Below are 16567 nucleotides of genomic sequence, written 5' to 3' on the forward strand. Positions count from 1 at the left end.
GCACACTCAATAACAAGCTAGAAATTACATCCAACTCTACCGCGCCGCTCCAAAAACGACCGGCGGAAAAATGAAAATTCTCCATTTCAAGGTTTTTCAGCAGACTGCTAGCCCTGTTCAGCTGCCCGTACGATAAGATGCCAGCTGCGCGCCGACCAGGTGACGAACGATGTCGCCTGTTTGCTTCGGCGGTGGGGACCTTAGCCGTCAAGGAAGTGACTGATGATCGATTTTGCCATGCCGGAGACGCGCTATGCGCTCAGCGGCGACGTCAATATCGCCTATCAAACGCTGGGTAGCGGACCCGTCGATATCATCATGGTCCCGGGCATCATTTCGCATGTCGAATTCTTGCATGAACTGCGCGGCTATACCGCGTTCATGCGCCGCCTTTCGACCTTCGCCCGCGTGGTTTCCTTCGACAAGAGAGGCCAGGGGCTCTCCGACAGGGTAGCCGGAGCCCCTTCACTCGAACAGCGGATGGATGATGTTCGCGCCGTCATGGATAGCATCGGGTCAACCCAGGCCGCGCTGCTTGGCGTTTCCGAGGGATGCGCGATGAGCGTCATGTTTGCTGCCACCTATCCCGAGCGCGTATCCAAACTCATCCTCTTTGGCGGCTATCGACGGCGACGCGACTTGCCCGGAGACGGCGAGCAACAGGCCATACAGCTCATGAAGTCGTGGGGCACGGGCGCGATGATCAACAGAGTTGCTCCCAGCCTCGCGACCGATCCTGCCGCCGTGGCGCAATTCGCCAAGTATGAAAGGCTTGCAGCCAGTCCCGGAGCCATAAAGCAGTTTGCCCTGCTGAATGCGTCGATCGACGTGAGTCAGCTGCTTGAGAACGTACGCGCTCCGACGCTCGTGCTGCATCGTCACGGCGACGTGCAGGTACCGGTCGAGCATGGCCGCGATTTAGCCGCGGGGATTCCCGGCGCGCGATTCATCGAGTACGCCGGAGATGACCACAGTCCATATTTCGGCTTCAGCGATCGCGACGAACTGCTTGGCGATATCGAAGAGTTCACGACCGGACATCGCGACGGCTCGCCGGAGGATATCGATCGCGTTCTCGCCACGGTCCTATTCACGGATATCGTCGATTCAACGCGCCGCGCCGCCGAAGCCGGCGACCGGGCATGGCGCAAATTGCTCGACAGTCACGATGAACTGGCGTCGCAAATCGTCGAGAAGCATCGCGGCACTTTGATCAAGTCCACCGGCGATGGCATTCTCGCCACCTTCGACGGACCAGCCCGCGCCGTTCGTTGCGCTCTCGCGCTTGGAGCAGCTGCAAAACAGATTGGCTTGGCGCTCCGAGCGGGTCTTCACACCGGCGAAATCGAGATCAGGGGCCGCGATATAGGCGGCGTCGCCGTGCATGCAGCTTCGCGCGTTATGACGCAGTCGCAGCCTGACGAAGTCTTGGTGTCACGGGTCGTCACCGATCTCGTCGCAGGCGCGGGTTTGAGGTTCGCCGAGCGCGGATCGCATGAACTTAAGGGACTTCCGGGCCGGTGGGATCTGTTCGCAGCGATCATCTAAGTGAAGGGCCGCTCTTGATGCTATTGGCGAACCACATTTGCTCAGGTTGAGTTCTTCGCATTTTGACCCAGTGCGGACAATCGCCCTGACGGACGCTAGGAGATCAACTATTGCGCGGGTCGCCCTGAAGCGGAGATCCCGCTCGCCCACTCTTTCGCTTGGCTATTAATTTCGCCGCGCGGAGGACGGTCACTGGACCGCGAAAGGGCAAGCCCCGCACGCAAGTAAGGCAAAGAGCACAACAACCGATGAGGACGGCCGCATAGCTTCCGGTCCAATCGATGCTGACTGCGAAAAGCAGCGGTCCGAATGCCGCGCCCGCAGCCCGCCCTCGACCACACTTCGGACCATCGCCTCTCGGTATGGTTCGGCAACCACGTCGCCCGCTGGCCCGACCGTGCCAACAACGCTAAAAAAGCCTGCGGGATGAACAGGTTCAACGCAGGATCATGGCCGTGGACCGTGATCCCGCCAAATCCCGCCCGCAAGCATCCGCATGGATACGACAAAGACGTCTATAAAGACCGCAACGTCTTGAGCGCATGTTCTTGAGTCCAGACCCCAGGAGGTTCAAAGGCAAGTCTGGATGCTGCCGTTGATCGGCCCAGAAGATTCGCGCCCAGCAATTCCCGCCATTCAAAAGAAAACTCCTTGTTTAAAATATAATATATAATACCATGCTTTTATATTTCATTTAAATCGAGGAGAGCGCAGCGTGACCCGGGACGGCAACGAAGACGACGACCGGCGGGCCTTTTTGAAGACATGCGGAAGATTCGCGGCCGTGACGCCCCCGGTCATGACATTGCTTCTGTCCACCTCCCTGACCTCGAAAGCCATTGCACGTTCGGGCGGTCTGAACGGAGCGACGCAAGGCGACAAGAGCCAGTCTGTCTTCGACAACGACCGGTCCTCCGCGGTACGGTCGGGGACCTCAAGTAGCGGCGGATCATCCGGAGGGGGTGGAGCTGGAGCACCCGGCGGTGGCCGGCCCAGCTCACCTCATGCTGCTGCAGGGACACCCGTTGGCGGCGGATCCGCTGGTGCCGGAGGCGCTGGTAAAGGGCCTTTCGCGACCGGCGGCAGCTCCGGAAGCCCGACCGCATATGGCGGCGTCGATTGCGCAGATGAAGAGGAAGAGAGGCTCAAGGCCGATTGCGACCGCGCTATCACTCGGGTTTCGAGCGCGACCAAAGCCGAAAATTAGCATCGTTTCAGCGCATGCATAGCGCATTGACTTGCCCAGCCAGCACGTCGGCTCATTTGCTGCGGCATGCTGAAAAGCGTGGCTCGGATTGCGGGGGCCGCGGGCCTGGACATCCGAGAACCTCCTTGAGAGGCAGACCCGATTCCCGTGAGTCGAAAAGGCGTTGTTGCGCTTAACGTCCTCGTCATTTCGCGCTGGCGGGATCTCGCTGTGTAAGACCGGTAGCACTCGACCCACGAGGCGCTGAATGCAGCTCATTCCGTGAAATTGCCAATGCCGCGAGAACTGTCCGATTACTGATGTCCAGTTTTTGAAAGATGTGATGAAGGTGGACTTTGATCGTACCGTCGGCAATGTTCAGGCAACGCCCAATTTCCTTATTCGATAGCCCCTCCGATACGAGCCGCATGATCTGCCGCTCCCGGTCCGTAAGCTGGGTCAGGGACTTCTCCTCACCTGCGCGAGAGTCTTCAGCAACCTGCCCCAGTCCTGTGCGACCGTGACGCCAATCCTCGGATCTGAACAACCTTCCGCAGGGTGGCGACTAACGTCTCCGGCTTCGCATGCTTCGTGAGGACGAGACAGACCCCGTCGGCAACCAGCTTCTGCAACGCGTCATCGCCAGCCGTATCGACGAAGAAAACTACCCGAGTACCCTGGCCCGCGGTGTTTGCCAGAGCCAGGAAGTCAGACCGGCTCATTTCAGGCGCGCCCAAATCCACCAGCGCAATGTCCGGCACAAGAAGTCGAATTGCCTCGATGCAGCTTGCAGCATCTCCGCATGAGGCCACGATCGCAAAATCGTGCTGCGTCGCCAAGACGCTGCTGATTCCCTCCAAAACGATCGGGTGCCGATCCGCGATGACAATTCTGATGCGACGCATGCTTCCTCTGCCCAATTCGTAAACCCACAATGCGGCAGTTTATTCCAGCAACGTCTCCGGTAACGCTCGCTAACCATAAAGCCAATTTGCAATGTCAAAGTGTCGCACTTGCTGAGGCACATCTCGCAACGCTTGACCGCGGTGTGAGCGTAACTCACTCTGAAATTGCGTGCACCACCGTACGAACCCGGGCTCTGCTCGAAACGCAAAAACGCGAAATCTTCGGCGGAAGTCGACCTTCCGGGCAATTTTTGATAGTAACGCAAGTAAGCTTCGCCCGGCAGGTGTATTTTGGGCGCGGGGTGAGTCGCTGACTATCATAATCGACATCCATCTAATCGGTCCACCGCTGCTATATTACGAAGGATATATAGGGATATCCGCGATTCAAATCTAACATTCAACGAAGTTTCGCCTAAAACGAGGCGATCCAACCCGGGGAGGCTGCAGAGTAATATTATCGTCGAGGAGCGTTCATCCGACGCAAAGAACGGCTGCGATCCTTTGATTTTGTGTATCGGCGGGGAGCTCAAATGAGGAATGAAAATTTTTCAAACTGCCTGATTTCAACGAAAGCACCCTGCCAATGCTCGTTTCGAGCGAAATCCAGGGAAAGGCCTTCAATCTAACTATAGCACCGATGAACAACTGATCAGCAGAGTTGAACCGGCATCTTCGTCAGCCCGGCAATTTCACTGAGCGGTTACGAGGTGATCTTTGTAACGAGTGTAGGTGGTCACATGCATTCTTCGGCTGTTCTGCGTCAAACTCATCAGGATCTGATCGTTCAATTCACCGAATTGCAGAATTTGCGTAGTCGCGTATTGCAGGCCGAACAGCGGATGTTTGGCCCCCGACGAGCCAACCGGCGAAGGGCCTCTGGGAGGCGCCTGCTCGGTCGGACAACCAGAACGAAGCGGTAGCGGCGACAGGCGTCGGCGCGGGCCGGACGTGCCGGACCAACCGATCGTGCTTGCCGGACCGGGCTTCGACCTGATATCCCCTCGACCTTCCTGTTTGACGGAAGTAGCTGGGGACGGCTTCCATGGGTAAGGACGACTGGACATCCGTCCCTACGGGGGACCTTTGGCAACTTTACGACGAGGTGACCACGGTTCTCAGTCGCAGAATGACCGCGGAAAAAGCCAAGCTCGAACAGCGGCTTCGCAGGATAGAGGGAACCGCCGGCACTCCCACCGAGGAGCGTGCACGGCGCCCCTACCCTCCAGTGCTGCCGAAGTACCGGAATCCTAAGAAACCATCCCAAACCTGGTCTGGTCGCGGTAAGCAACCCCGATGGCTGAAAGAGCAGCTTCGCGCCGGCAAAAAGCTGACCGACCTGTTGATCAACCGCTCATCCGGCCAGAAGCGCCGCCAGACCGGCTGAGCACGAGCAATCGTTGTACCGGCGCCCGCGCGAACGCCGGCATGGCTGTCGCGGGCCGTTGGCGCCACCCTTCAGCGGTCGTCATCCTCTTTGCCGTTAGGACTGCCGTCCCCGCCGCCGTTGCCGCCCCCATTGTTGCCGTGCACAATTCGGCCAGCCGAACCCGCGATGGCGGCCGAGGTAAGAGAGGTGGAGAGCAACAAGGTCATAGCTGGGGGTCACGGCGGCAAATCTTCCGCAACTCTTCAAGAACTCACGACGGTCTTCGCTGTCGGCGCCCAGGTGGGTCATCGGGGTCATCCTGTAATGATTGCCCAATCGAAAATAGGCCAGAATGGCCGCGCCGCAAGTTAAATATGTTATTTCGGACAATTTAATTACAAGCCTGGTCCGAGGTCTTCGCTGGGGCGACTATCGCTCGAAACCGCGCACGTGAGCTGGGGAATCCACTAATATGCTCATCGCCAATCAGCACAATCGCGCCCATCTACCCGTCCGAGGAATGCATGAATCCCGGCTCTCGCATTTGACATTTTCAATGTTAGATCTATTATAAATTTAAATATAATTTAATAGCAGACAATTTCTTCTTCGCTCATAAGCCTGTTCAGCGCACACCGAATTAGGGGCGATCGGCCCAGAACGTGCCGCGCCCAAGCGCACGGCCATTTCCCGAGTGGCGAAAGCGAAAAGCAGTTCATGACCGGAACCGAGGCAGGAGCAGCATTCAGGCAATTGCGGTCTGGCTTTAATACGGCCTTACGACCAGGATTTTCACTGCCGCGTCTGGGAGCCCTGATGAGCCGGGCCCTCACGGAAACTCTCTTAGACCTTTCGGAACTTACAGTGCTCACCGAAGCTGCGACCGGCGCGTATGCCGTGACGGCCGCCCTTGCAGCGATGGCCGGAGCCAAACACGTCTATGCCTTCACGAGGCCCACACGACACGGCACACCAGCTGAAGCCCGGCAACAGACTCTGGAGCTCGCAGATTTGGTCGGTGTGGCCGATCGCATCGACGTCTTGGAGCAGATCACCCCGGAAGTCCTCCATCAAACCGATATCGTGACCAACAGCGGTCATCTACGGCCCCTTACCGCTGCACTCATTGATGAGTTACCAAGAAACGCCGTCATCGCCCTGATGTTCGAGGCTTGGGAATTTCGCCCTAAGGATCTCGACATGGAAGCATGCTTACGGCGCGGAATTCCGATTGTCGGAGTAAACGAACGCCACCCGTCGGTGGATGTCTTCTCGTTCCTGGGTCCCCTGTGCGTGAAACAACTCCACGATTGCGGACTATCCGTTTACAAGAATCGCATCGCTGTGTTGTGCGACAACGACTTTGTTGGCTCGCTGCGCACCGGTCTCGCAAGTTCTGGAGCGAGCGTGGACACCTTCAACAACATGCAAGATCTGTATCGCGACCAGTGGGACGCAATCGTCGTCGCGTTGCGACCGGCGGCTGAACCTCGTATCGGTTCGCCGGAAGCAATACACCTCGCTGCTTGCGCGCCCGCCGGTGCCATTATCGTGCAGTTCTGGGGTGATATGGATCGAACCGTATTGTCAGAAAATGGATTGGCCGTTTGGCCAACAGCCCCTCCGGCATCGGGGCACATGGGCATTCTCCTGTCGGAGATCGGCCCCGATCCGATCGTGAGACTGCAAGCTGGCGGCCTCCGTGCTGCTGAATGGGTTCGGCGCAGTAGACCTGTTTCGTCCGACGGATTGGCGCAAATCGTCACTCAGCCCCCGATCGACATTTCGCCAATTCATGCTCGGCCCTCGCCTCGATGAGTTCGACGAGCGTGCGCGTCGCGGACGAGAGAAAGACTATACGCCGCATGTCGAACGCGACCGCGGGCGCGGGTGACGATACGGGAAAATACTGCCGCGCCGTGAAGCAAGCGATCGCGTCGTCGAGCTGGCTCACTTCGTAAGCAAGATGATAAAATTTGCCGCCTCGCTTCAGGATACCCTCCACTGGCGATTGTGCGCCGGCCGGCTCAATGAGCTCCAGGCGCGGACCGCCGCCTGACACGAACTGAATCCGCACCTGCTGGATCGGATCCTCGAATACAGGTCCTTCAGGGCTGTAGCCGGCTATTGCGAGTTCCGGCAACTCCGCCTCGATGTTTCGGCACGCCATTCCCAAATGATGAAAATGCAAATCCATCTGCTATTCCCGCGCGTCGAGGAGCAGCGCCGACCAGGCCTGCTTCAACCGTGGATAATCTTCGCGCGACATTCGAAACGTAATCACGTCGTCACCATTCCACCAAGCCTTCGGCGCAATCTTTTCGATTTGGAAACCAAGGCGAAGATGGAAGTTCTTCGCAGATCGGTTGTTGCTTTGCACGTTGGCTACGACGACCGAAAGCCCTAGCTGCCCGAAGGCGAACCCGAGAAACAGATCGAAGATCTCCGCCAGAAAGAGGCGCGCTCCCGGATCGACGATCAACCGCGCCACCTCGCCGCGCTTTGCCGCAAAATCCAGGTTCGCAAGGGCGATGCTGCCAGCCGGTTTCCTCGAGTGCTTGAACTCGGCAATAAAATAGTAATCGTCCGTCCTCGCCTGGTAGCTTCGGAAAAACTCTGCCTGCTGAGTCAAGGTCAGCTTTTCCCGGGTCAGGAACTTGCCGAGAACGGGATCGTTCCGCCAAGCGATGATTTGCGCGGAATCCTCCAGCCGGACCTCTCGGAGGACCAGGTTATTTCCCTCGGGAAGCCGTTCGAGATTCTCAATCTTGTTGGCAAGCGTGCCCTGTCCCGGCGGGGCCAGCCCCATATATCCCGTCATATATTTATCCGCCTTAATTAATGACATAATAATATATTTAATTGACTCGGGACTTTAACATTATTTAGTATCGGCGACAATCAAATGATTGCTGTTTCATTTGTGGAGGCTCGCCATTCTCGCTGCTCTACCCGACCTGTCGGACCGGCACGTAAATGATGCCGAACTCAAATCTTTGGCGCTATCCGGCGATGTCGCGTTCTGGGGACATCTCAGCACCCGCTCGCGGCAGGCGGGGAGTTTTTCAGAACTTTTTTTTCTGTCGGCGCTTCGAAAAAAGGCGAAGTTACCTTCGATCGAAAGTGTCCAGCCAAAACTCCGCCTCGCCTTGATCGGTGGCTACAACCTGTATCCGTTGCACGAATTGGTTGCACATCTCCTGGCCGTTCGTGGGGTCGAGTGCGAACAGTTCCTCGGCGAGTACGATAATTTCGTCTCGGAAATCCTCGACAGCTCCAGCCCGCTGTACGCCTTCAAGCCGGATATCGCCTTCATTCTGCCGAATGCAAGCCACTGTCGGTTTTCCGGCTCGCTCCTCGATGCCGTAGAGCATCAGCGCGAAGCTGCAGTCAACGCGGCGAAGCACCTCCTCAACCTCGCGCAGACTTTCATCGAGCGCTCGGATGCGGCGGTGATTCTCGCGAATCTTCCGCTGCCAGGCGAGCTCGATCTCGGCTCGTTTCGTTCACGCACGCTTGGCGCCGATTGGAGTTTCCGCAAAGCGGTAAACCTCGAACTCGGGCTCCGGGCCTCAGCGGAGGTGCAAATCTGCGACGTCGAGTTCCTCTCGGCACGCCGAGGGATCTCAGCCGCGGCGGATGCGCGAGCGTGGTATGAATCGAAGCAGCTCGGATCGCCTGACTTTCTCGTGGACGTCGCGCAAGAGCTAAGCCATCTGATCGCCTCCCGGAGGCAAAGCCCCAAGAAGGTGCTGGCAATCGACCTCGATCACACGCTATGGGGCGGCGTGATCGCGGAGGACGGTGTCGAAGGAATCGAACTTGGCGACTCGTCCCCCCGCGGCGAAGCTTTCAAGGCCTTCCAGAAGTACCTCCTTGCACTTTCCGAGCGCGGCGTCCTGCTTGCGGTGTGCAGCAAGAACGACCATGCGCGCGCGATCGAGGTATTCGAGACGCATCCCGAGATGGTTCTCCGGCTGGAGCATTTCGCGGCCTTCAAAGCCAACTGGGACCCGAAGTCTGACAACCTGCAGCGGATCGCGGATGAACTCCGCGTTGGCATGGAGAGTTTCGTCTTCGCCGACGACAACCCAGCGGAGATCGAGATCGTGCGCCAGTTTCAGCCGCAGGTCGAAGGCGTGCTCCTCGGGCCGGATCCCGCCGAATTCATCGGCCGCCTCCAGGCCGGGCGCCATTTCGAGCCGCGGAACGTCACCGAGGAGGATCTCGAGCGGACGGCGCAGTATAGGCAGGAACGGCGACGTACGGAGCTCGCGGCGAGCGTCACCGACATGCCAGCCTACCTCGCGTCGTTGGAGATGCGAGGAACGATTAAGGAATTCGACTCGCTCGACCTACCACGCATCGCCCAGCTGATTGCACGCAGTAACCAGTTCAACCTGACGACTGTCCGTCGATCCGAAGCTGAGATCCGGGGGCTCTTAAAAAGGCAGGACTACCTGTGCTTCACGATGCGGCTTGAAGATCGATTCGGTGATTCCGGGCTCATTTCTGTGGTCATTGCAAAGATCGAGGGTGACGCCTTTGTTCTCGATACCTGGCTTATGAGCTGCCGCGTGCTTAAGCGCCAAGTCGAGGACGAGATCATGAACGAGATTTTTCGGCTTGCAAAGGTCGCTGGCTGCGCGAAAGCGCGCGGCATTTATCTTCCGACGGCCAAAAACGGGATCGTCGCTGGGATCTACGAGGAGTTTGGCTTCGTGCGTACGGGAAGGCTCCGCCACCCGAATAAAGTTCGAGCTCGATGTGGAGAAGTATCAGACGCGTTCGACAAAGATCCGCATAACCCGGAGGGCTTATGAAGCAGGCTGAAGTACTGGTGAAGTTGCAGGAGCTATTCGACGGCATCTTCCTTGAGAAGGTCGTGGCCAGACCCGAGCTGTCGGCGGCCGACGTCGAGGAGTGGGACTCGCTCATGCAGATCTCGCTGGTCATCGCCGTCGAGCAGAAGTTTCGCGTGCGATTCCGCGTTGGCGAAGCCGAGACGGCCCGGAACCTGGGTGAGTTCGCCGATCTGATCGCGAAACGGATAGAACCAAAGAGCTGACGTCGCAAAGGACGATCGCGGGAATACGCGATCCGCGACCGTTTTTGGCGTCTCCGGCCCAGCTTATGGGCGTGACGCGGCACCGCTGCGCATAACCGCAGCCGGCGATTGTTCGTCTGAGGTCGAGCGGAACCTCAGCGCCGATATCGTTGCCTCCACTGAAGCGAGCACGCCTTGGGCGGACTGCGATCAACGGGAGCAGCCGCCAACAGCTGTTCAGATCAGGAGGTTGACCGGGAACCGCACCTTTTCAAGAGAAATTGACATCTGTGCAAACGCCGCTTGCTTCACAAGCGCATTAAAGAATGCCATTAACAAATATAACTATTTAATTTATTTAATCTCGCTTTGCACGATTTGGTTTGTTAAATTTGCTGAGTACAAGAATCGATGGCGCTGGAGAACAACATGGCAAGCTTGTTCACCACTCAGGCTCCCGTTCTGACCAACAACACTGACGGGATCGGGGCGGATTATGAGCTGGGGATGCGCTTCACCGCCGACGCTTCCGGCGTGATCCAGGCAATCCGCTACTACAAGGCCTCGAACGAGACCGGCACCCATATTGGCCACATCTGGTCGGCCACCGGCCAGGAGTTGGCGACCGTCACATTCACCAACGAAGGCGCATCGGGCTGGCAGCAGCAGACGCTCGCCACGCCCGCTCACCATCGCGGCCGGAACGACCTACGTGGTCTCGGTCAATATCAACAGCTACTATGTCTCCACCACCCAAGGCTTCGCCTCCGGCATCAGCAATGGCGGCCTGAACGCTCCGGTCGGCGCCGGCGTCTTCGACTATACCGAAGGCGCCTTCCCGACCGCCACCTATCAGAATGCAAACTATTTCCGCGACGTCGTGTTCGCTGCGAGCGGGACCCAACCCACCAATCACCCCGGCACGGTGAGCATCAGCGGCACGCCGACGCAGAACCAGACCTTGACCGCGACGGTGAGCGATGCCGATGGCCTGCCGGGCAGCATCACCTATCAATGGCAGCGAAGCACGGACGGCACCACGTGGAGCAACATCACGGGCGCGACGGCGAGCACGCTGACCCTCGGGCAGGCCCAGGTCGGCGGCTTCATACGTGTCAGCGCCGTCTACACGGACTCCCTGGGCAGCAGCGAGACCCCGGTGAGCGCCGCGACTGCCACGAAAGTGGCCAACGTCAACGACATCGGCATCGTCACCATCAACGGCACGGCGACCCAGAACCAGACGCTGACGGCCAGCGTTGCGGATCCTGACGGCGTCCCGGCCAGCATCACCTATCACTGGCAGAGCAGCCCCGACGGCACCACCTGGACGAATCTGTCCGCCACGACCGCGAGCCTCACCCTCGACAGCAGCCTGGTCGGCAAGCGGATCCGGGTCAATGCCACCTACACCGACCAGCTCGGCACCGCCGAGAACGCAACCAGCGCGGCCACGGCGACGGTCGGCGCTGCGAGTGCCACCACCACCCTGTTCACCACCCAGACGCCCGTCAACACCAATGCCACCGACGGGACAGGGGCGGATTATGAGCTGGGGATGCGCTTCACCAGCGACGCTTCCGGGGTGATCCAGGCGATCCGGTACTACAAGGCCTCGAACGAGACCGGCACCCATATTGGCCACATCTGGTCGGCCACCGGCCAGGAGTTGGCGACCGTCACATTCACCAACGAAGGCGCATCGGGCTGGCAGCAGCAGACGCTTGCCACGCCGCTCACCATCGCGGCCGGAACGACCTACGTGGTCTCGGTCAACATCAACAGCTACTACGTCTCCACCACCCAAGGCTTCGCGTCTGGCATCAGCAATGGCGGCCTGAACGCTCCGGTCGGCGCCGGCGTCTTCGACTATACCGAAGGCGCCTTCCCGACCGCCACCTATCAGAATGCAAACTATTTCCGCGACGTCGTGTTCGCTGCGAGCGGGACCCAACCCACCAATCACCCCGGCACGGTGAGCATCAGCGGCACGCCGACGCAGAACCAGACCTTGACCGCGACGGTGAGCGATGCCGATGGCCTGCCGGGCAGCATCACCTATCAATGGCAGCGAAGCACGGACGGCACCACGTGGAGCAACATCACGGGCGCGACGGCGAGCACGCTGACCCTCGGGCAGGCCCAGGTCGGCGGCTTCATACGTGTCAGCGCCGTCTACACGGACTCCCTGGGCAGCAGCGAGACCCCGGTGAGCGCCGCGACTGCCACGAAAGTGGCCAATGTCAACGACATCGGCATCGTCACCATCAACGGCACGGCGACCCAGAACCAGACGCTGACGGCCAGCGTTGCGGATCCTGACGGCGTCCCGGCCAGCATCACCTATCACTGGCAGAGCAGCCCCGACGGCACCACCTGGACGAATCTGTCCGCCACGACCGCGAGCCTCACCCTCGACAGCAGCCTGGTCGGCAAGCGGATCCGGGTCAATGCCACCTACACCGACCAGCTCGGCACCGCCGAGAACGCAACCAGCGCGGCCACGGCGACGGTCGGCGCTGCGAGTGCCACCACCACCCTGTTCACCACCCAGACGCCCGTCAACACCAATGCCACCGACGGGACAGGGGCGGATTATGAGCTGGGGATGCGCTTCACCAGCGACGCTTCCGGGGTGATCCAGGCGATCCGGTACTACAAGGCCTCGAACGAGACCGGCACCCATATTGGCCACATCTGGTCGGCCACCGGCCAGGAGTTGGCGACGGTCACATTCACCAACGAAGGCGCATCGGGCTGGCAGCAGCAGACGCTTGCCACGCCGCTCACCATCGCGGCCGGAACGACCTACGTGGTCTCGGTCAACATCAACAGCTACTACGTCTCCACCACCCAAGGCTTCGCGTCTGGCATCAGCAATGGCGGCCTGAACGCTCCGGTCGGCGCCGGCGTCTTCGACTATACCGAAGGCGCCTTCCCGACCGCCACCTATCAGAATGCAAACTATTTCCGCGACGTCGTGTTCGCCCCGTCCAACGTCATCGCGCTCCTCAACACGTCCACGATCTATGTCAGTGAAGCGGCCGGCACGGCCACCATCACCGTCACCCGCTCCGGCGACCTCCAGTCTCAAAACACCGTCGAGTACACGACGAACGAAATCGGCACCGGTGGAACCGCCACGGCAGGATCGGACTTCATCCAGCCCACCTTCAACGGTCGGGCGAACACCGGCCAGATCGTCTTCGCACCGGGCGAGAGCACAAAGAGCTTCACCATCTCCATCGTCAACGATCAACTGACCGAGGGCAACGAAACGTTCGCTGTCGGTATTCAAAATCCGGGCTCCGGATCCCTCGGAGCTCCACGCACTGTGCTCGTGACCATCATCGACGACGACTCCCCCGCCTCGATCGCAATGGCGGACGTCGCGGTAAGTGTTGCGGAGAGTACCCCGACGGCGGCGATCACGCTGCTGCGCAGCGGGAACGTCAATCAAGCAGCCACGGTCGGCTTCACGACGAGCAACGGCAGCGCACTCGCAGGTTCCGATTACACGACCTCATCCGGCACGGTGACCTTTGCTGCCGGCCAGGTGAGCCAAACCATCTCGGTGCCGATCGTCAATGATACGACCCCGGAGAACGACGAGACCTTCACCGTCACCTTGAGCAACCCGACCGGCGCCACTCTCGGCCCTCAGGCGACAACGACAGTGAAGATTCTGGATAATGACAACCCCGCTCTCGGCAATCTGGTGGGCGAGACAGCCGTGACGGGGCTGAACGAACCAGCGGCGATGGACTGGACTCCCGACGGACGCTACATGCTGGTCGCGCAGAAGGACGGCGTGGTGCGCGTAGTGGACAACGGCACATTGCGATCGACTCCGCTCATCGACCTTTCGGCCGAGGTAAATGATTTCGGTGATCGCGGGCTGCTGGGGATCGCGGTGAACCCGAATTTCGCAAGCAACCATTATGTCTACCTGCTCTACACTTACGATCCGCCCGAGACGGCGGGCCAGAGCGGTCTCGCAGCCGCCGATCAGGGCGGCAACCGACCTGATCGTCTGGTAAGGGTCACCGTCGACCCCACCACCATGATCGCCGATCCGTCCAGTGAAGTGGTGCTGGTCGGCAAGAACAGCGTCTGGGCCTACATCAGCCGCCCCGACGCGAACAGCGGCGGCGATCCCAGCATTGTTCCTTCCGGGATCGTCAACGGCACCACAATCACAGCTCCCGCGAGTCAGATCGAGGTTGGATCGCAGGACAACGATCCGGATCGGCCCGGCATCCAGAACCAGAACATTCGTGATTATCTTGCGACCGACAGCGATTCGCACTCCATAGGTGCCGTTCATTTCGGCCCCGACGGCTATCTCTATCTCACGGTCGGGGATGGCACATCGTACAACTTCGTGGATCCGCGCGCAGTGCGGGTCCAAGACATCCATAATCTCTCTGGCAAGCTCTTGCGGATCGATCCTGTTACAGGTGAGGGAGCGCCCGGCAATCCGTATTATCAGGCCGGCGATCCAAACAGCAATCAGTCGAAAGTGTTCTACTACGGCGTCCGCAACGCGTACCGCTTCAGCTTCGATCCCGTCACGAATCTGCCTGTGGTGGGAGACGTGGGATGGAACAACTGGGAAGAGATCGATACAGGCCCCGCCGGTTCGAATTTTGGATGGCCTTATCTTGAAGGCCCGGACAGAACCGCTAGCTACCAGAACCTCCCCCAGGCGATCACCTTCTACAATAATGGCAACCGCAACAACACGTCCGACCCGGCTGCCGTGTTCCCGATCCTGCCTCTAAGCCACGGGGCTCCGGACAACGCCCACGTAATTACCGTGGGAGATTTCTACAATCAGAACACGATGTTCTTCGACGACGTCTACAATGGAACGATCTTCGCTGCGACGTTGAATGCGAGCCGTCAGGTCGCAGGCGTCCAATTGGTGGACAACGTACAAGGCATTGTGGACCTGCAGAAGGGACCCGACGGGTGGCTCTACGGCGCCGACATATATGATGGCACGATCCGACGCTGGGTGGATTCCTCGGCTGCCGCCGGGAGCACGCTGGGGCTCGCGGCGTCATGACAGCGGGCGCGCCCCGCAATCTGCGGGGCGAATGTCGGTGCCCCGGCTGAGGTGAGACGTAGAGAAGCTACCACTCTTGAGACTTATCTATACTTGTACATCAGCGGGTACGACAGAGCCGGCACCATTCCGACACAGCAGACCCACGGATGGGTCGCACTTGCATGCCGCCCCGCCCATCATGATTCCGGCCGCGTGGCAAAGTCATGCTGCTGGACGGCCAGTCGTCGCCCACATTCGACTGTCGCTCGGCATCTGCATGCGGACCCAGCCATACGGTACCCGCGACCAGAGCTTAATCTCGGGCGTCAGGTTGTCGAGGACCAGGTCGCCGGTCCTGGCGCGCACCACCAGCACAAGGTGATGATCTCCAGAACCAGTGACCACTTCGCTCAATAGAAGTACCCGCGCGGGCCAGCCGCGTTGCAGCAGTTCATGACGCTTCGTCACAGCGTAGTCGTTGCAATCACCACGATCGGGGTTAACGACCCACTCCTCACCGGCAAGGCCGAATTGATTAGGCTGCGGAGCAATGGCGCGGTTCACGACGCGATTGACTGCTTTCAGCTCTGCCCACCGTTCTTTCGTCAACCGGATCGGCCCGCCGCGGAAGGGAGCGCCGCAGGCGACATTCAGCCTCATACCGCAAGCAAAACATCGTATAAGTGAGGGGTGGAAGCGTCGGGCGTCCCAGCTCGATGTGCGCAAAAGCCGCTTGCGGGGCCGTCGGCACGGTCAACAATGCCGCACGCGCCCACTGAGCGCCTCCGATCATGACAGCTACAGCTGCCGCCACGGCTGGCCCCGAGGTTCGCTGCATCTGCCGATCCCCCTGCGAATGCCAAATTGAGAGCCGGATTCACCACCGAGCGCGGTCGCCCCGGTCGCGGAAATGACCTCCGATATAACTTTTAACCCTAATTATATTTTATTTAATATGCAATAAATAAACCGCAAAATTAAATTGATGCCGTGGAGTCGTCCCCCAGTGGTGCCGCGCGGGGGCGCTGCCAAGCGAGAACGGCACCCAATAAATGGAGCGAGAAGTCTTGATCGGGTTAAGTGCCCCGATGGAAAGGCCGTCAATTCGCGGCACGGAACGTGCTCCGCGTATCCAGAGCCATGACGACATTTCAACGACGCATATAATTATATTCTTGATTTAATTGTTCACCGAGGCCAAATCTTCAAACAGTGTTTCCTGGGGCAGGACGGATTCATATGCCGGATGGGCTGCTCGTCATTCTGGGGGCTGAAGCTACATTGCTGGTTTTTGTAGCGGCGATGACCCTGTACGCTAGACGAATGGACGTACTGAGCGGGCGGTCGTTCGAGCGATCGGTAGCCTCGCCCACGGGCAACAGGCATCCGTCACGGTCAATCCGTCGAAAGCTGCGCAATTTACTGCGGTTGATCAGGCGGTGGGGCGATCTCACCACGT

The 16567-nt window shown here is 59.3% G+C and carries 12 protein-coding genes and 2 pseudogenes; 8 read left to right on the forward strand and 6 right to left on the reverse strand.

Annotation, left to right across the window (positions count from 1 at the left end; all coding sequences use genetic code 11):
- The first annotated feature begins 222 nt into the window (after window positions 1-222).
- On the forward strand, window positions 223-1548 hold the full coding sequence (locus tag ACVWYI_RS30180) for an adenylate/guanylate cyclase domain-containing protein (RefSeq protein WP_456663967.1): 1326 nt from the start codon (window positions 223-225) through the stop codon (window positions 1546-1548).
- Between the two features lie 309 nt (window positions 1549-1857).
- On the forward strand, window positions 1858-2100 hold the full coding sequence (locus tag ACVWYI_RS30185) for a hypothetical protein (RefSeq protein ID WP_456663968.1): 243 nt from the start codon (window positions 1858-1860) through the stop codon (window positions 2098-2100).
- Window positions 2101-2939: 839 nt separating this feature from the next.
- Here the strand turns inward: ACVWYI_RS30185 and ACVWYI_RS30190 are convergent.
- Together ACVWYI_RS30190 and ACVWYI_RS30195 are read right to left on the reverse strand one after the other, a co-directional pair.
- Window positions 2940-3164: a response regulator transcription factor gene (locus ACVWYI_RS30190; RefSeq protein ID WP_456663969.1), complete on the reverse strand. Its 225-nt coding sequence runs from the start codon at window positions 3162-3164 to the stop codon at window positions 2940-2942.
- Between the two features lie 61 nt (window positions 3165-3225).
- Entirely contained in the window at window positions 3226-3639 is a 414-nt protein-coding gene (locus tag ACVWYI_RS30195) for a response regulator (protein ID WP_456663970.1), read from the reverse strand.
- 1045 nt (window positions 3640-4684) lie between these two features.
- On the opposite strand from ACVWYI_RS30195, the gene ACVWYI_RS30200 reads away from it, so the two are divergent.
- Window positions 4685-5026: an H-NS histone family protein gene (locus tag ACVWYI_RS30200; RefSeq protein WP_247353572.1), complete on the forward strand. Its 342-nt coding sequence runs from the start codon at window positions 4685-4687 to the stop codon at window positions 5024-5026.
- 71 nt (window positions 5027-5097) lie between these two features.
- Here the strand turns inward: ACVWYI_RS30200 and ACVWYI_RS30205 are convergent.
- Window positions 5098-5326, reverse strand: a pseudogene (locus tag ACVWYI_RS30205) (hypothetical protein).
- A gap of 399 nt (window positions 5327-5725) precedes the next feature.
- Between ACVWYI_RS30205 and ACVWYI_RS30210 the strand changes: the two are divergent.
- Complete coding sequence (locus ACVWYI_RS30210) at window positions 5726-6826, forward strand: hypothetical protein (protein WP_456663971.1); 1101 nt, start codon at window positions 5726-5728, stop codon at window positions 6824-6826.
- Here ACVWYI_RS30210 and ACVWYI_RS30215 read toward each other — a convergent pair.
- Together ACVWYI_RS30215 and ACVWYI_RS30220 are read right to left on the reverse strand one after the other, a co-directional pair.
- Window positions 6771-7205 (reverse strand): VOC family protein, encoded by a 435-nt coding sequence (locus ACVWYI_RS30215; RefSeq protein ID WP_456649038.1) that lies wholly within the window; start codon window positions 7203-7205, stop codon window positions 6771-6773. The two genes, ACVWYI_RS30210 and ACVWYI_RS30215, sit on opposite strands and share 56 nt — an antisense overlap.
- A gap of 3 nt (window positions 7206-7208) precedes the next feature.
- Complete coding sequence (locus ACVWYI_RS30220; protein ID WP_456663972.1) at window positions 7209-7829, reverse strand: GNAT family N-acetyltransferase; 621 nt, start codon at window positions 7827-7829, stop codon at window positions 7209-7211.
- Between the two features lie 88 nt (window positions 7830-7917).
- On the opposite strand from ACVWYI_RS30220, the gene ACVWYI_RS30225 reads away from it, so the two are divergent.
- From ACVWYI_RS30225 to ACVWYI_RS30240, 4 genes and pseudogenes are all read left to right on the forward strand, one after another.
- Window positions 7918-9831, forward strand: coding sequence for an HAD-IIIC family phosphatase (locus ACVWYI_RS30225; protein WP_456663973.1), 1914 nt, complete (start codon window positions 7918-7920; stop codon window positions 9829-9831).
- Window positions 9828-10076: an acyl carrier protein gene (locus ACVWYI_RS30230; RefSeq protein ID WP_247443969.1), complete on the forward strand. Its 249-nt coding sequence runs from the start codon at window positions 9828-9830 to the stop codon at window positions 10074-10076. Before ACVWYI_RS30225 ends, ACVWYI_RS30230 begins: the two co-directional genes overlap by 4 nt.
- A gap of 486 nt (window positions 10077-10562) precedes the next feature.
- Window positions 10563-10673 (forward strand): annotated as a pseudogene (locus tag ACVWYI_RS30235) (DUF4082 domain-containing protein); the annotation flags it as partial.
- A gap of 94 nt (window positions 10674-10767) precedes the next feature.
- The gene (locus tag ACVWYI_RS30240) at window positions 10768-15126 is read left to right on the forward strand and encodes a DUF4082 domain-containing protein (protein ID WP_456663974.1); all 4359 of its coding nucleotides are present in this window, start codon (window positions 10768-10770) and stop codon (window positions 15124-15126) included.
- 204 nt (window positions 15127-15330) lie between these two features.
- Here ACVWYI_RS30240 and ACVWYI_RS30245 read toward each other — a convergent pair whose 3' ends face one another.
- A complete protein-coding gene (locus ACVWYI_RS30245) occupies window positions 15331-15768 on the reverse strand; it encodes a transglutaminase-like cysteine peptidase (protein WP_456663975.1) in 438 nt (145 codons plus the stop codon).
- Between the last annotated feature and the right edge of the window lie 799 nt (window positions 15769-16567).

Source organism: Bradyrhizobium sp. LB13.1 (genome assembly GCF_054056815.1).